Here is a 1,300-nt window from a genome sequence, read left to right on the forward strand (position 1 = left end):
ACGAACCGGCCGGCGCCCCGCCGACGCCGGTCTCTAAACACCATTCCGCCGGCCGGCGCAAGGGCGGCGAAGCGCGGCGGGGCCGAAAATCGTCGCCGCCGCCCTACCAGTGCGCGGCGGGATCGAGCCCCTCGCGGATCTCGCGCAGGCGCGCGGCGGTGCCCCGGGTCGTGCCCTCCGGCAGGGCGTCGAGGGGGAAGAAGGCGCAGGCCGCGATCTCGCGGTCCGGCCGCTTCTCGCGCAGCCGCGTCGCCGCGCTCGCCACGTAGAGCGCGACGTGGTCGCGGCGGGAGCCCGCGAGGTTGCGGTAGAAGCCGCGCAGGCGCAGCGCCTCCGGGGCGACGGCGAGTTCCGCCTCCTCGCGGAACTCGCGCAGCATCGCGTCCGCCGCGCTCTCGCCGACCTCGACGCCGCCGCCCGGCAGGTGCCAGCCCGCCACGTAGGTGTGGCGCACGAGGCAGACCCGGCCCGCCGCGTCGAAGGCCGCGCCGCGCACGCCGAGCGTCATGCCCCGGAGCGCGAGCGCCCCGAGGTGGAAGAGCCGCCGGGCGAGGGGGTTGTCGAGGAGCACCGGGTCAGACCACGTCGAGCACGATCGCGCCGAGCCCGGCGACCGACCCCGTCATGCGCTCGCCGCGCCGGACCGGGCCGACGCCCGAGGGCGTGCCGGTGAAGATCAGGTCGCCCGGCGCCAGCTCGAAATAGCCCGACAGGTAGGCGACCTGCTCGGCCACCGACCAGATCATCTCGGCGAGGTCGCCGCTCTGGCGCACCTGCCCGTCGACGGCCAGCGTGATCGCGCCGGACTCCGGGTGGCCGACCGCGGCGACCGGGTGGAGCGGGCCGATCGGCCCGGAGGCGTCGGCGGCCTTGCCGAGGTCCCAGGGGCGACGCAGCGCCTTGGCATCGTCCTGCAGGTCGCGCCGGGTCATGTCGAGGCCGACCGCGTAGCCGTATACGTGGTCGAGCGCCTGCTCCACGGGGATGTCGCGCCCGCCCCGGCCCAGCGCCACCACCATCTCGATCTCGAAGTGGTAGTTTTCCGTATGGGGCGGATAGGGGTGCTGCGCCGGCTCCGCGCCGACGATCTGGAGCGCGTCGGCGGGCTTCATGAAGAAGAAGGGCGGCTCGCGGTCGGGGTTGGCGCCCATCTCGCGGGCATGGGCAGCGTAGTTGCGCCCCACGCAGTAGACCCGCCGCACGGGGAAGAGGTCCGGGCTGCCGATCGTCGGCAGGGCCGTGCGCGGCGGGTTCGGGATGACGGAGAGCATGCGTCGCCTCTGGCAGGACGGTCGTTGGG

The 1,300-nt window shown here is 74.9% G+C and carries 2 protein-coding genes; both read right to left on the reverse strand.

Annotated features, from left to right (window positions below):
• Nucleotides 1–103: 103 nt before the first annotated feature.
• Nucleotides 104–571, reverse strand: coding sequence for an NUDIX domain-containing protein (locus AX737_RS26570; protein WP_066926714.1), 468 nt, complete (start codon nucleotides 569–571; stop codon nucleotides 104–106).
• Nucleotides 572–575: 4 nt separating this feature from the next.
• A complete protein-coding gene (locus AX737_RS26575; RefSeq protein WP_066926716.1) occupies nucleotides 576–1,271 on the reverse strand; it encodes a fumarylacetoacetate hydrolase family protein in 696 nt (231 codons plus the stop codon).
• Between the last annotated feature and the right edge of the window lie 29 nt (nucleotides 1,272–1,300).

Source organism: Methylobacterium sp. CCH5-D2 (assembly GCF_001556475.1).
In the GTDB taxonomy this organism is placed as follows: Bacteria; Pseudomonadota; Alphaproteobacteria; order Rhizobiales; family Beijerinckiaceae; genus Methylobacterium; species Methylobacterium hispanicum.